This is a genomic window from Levilactobacillus enshiensis (assembly GCF_007115095.1).
Classification (GTDB): domain Bacteria; phylum Bacillota; class Bacilli; order Lactobacillales; family Lactobacillaceae; genus Levilactobacillus; species Levilactobacillus enshiensis.
In genome coordinates this window covers 1-241 of sequence record NZ_SULH01000050.1, presented here as the reverse complement: position 1 = coordinate 241, position 241 = coordinate 1, and the positions used below count along the sequence as shown (strand labels likewise).

Here is a 241-nt window from a genome sequence, read left to right as displayed (position 1 = left end):
ATTTAAGTTCTTCGTCGTCCAGTGGGATTATGACGCCAATATCTTTATGATCCTTCTCAACTCGGTACTTAGCATTTAAGATAATACCAACGAAGCGACACATCTGTTGCGGGGTACGGCACCAAAAACTAAGTAGTTGTACGGTAGATTGTAAAATTAATCCGAACGCTGTTCGGACAAAAAAGATCAGCTTCCTTTAAAATGGTGTTTACCACAAACCCATCTTTTAGGAGCTGATCTT

1 pseudogene is annotated in these 241 nt (G+C 39.8%); it reads right to left on the bottom strand.

The annotated features are described in order from the left end of the window. Positions 1–142: pseudogene (locus FAY32_RS14540) on the bottom strand (replication initiator protein A); the annotation flags it as partial. Positions 143–241: the final 99 nt, after the last annotated feature.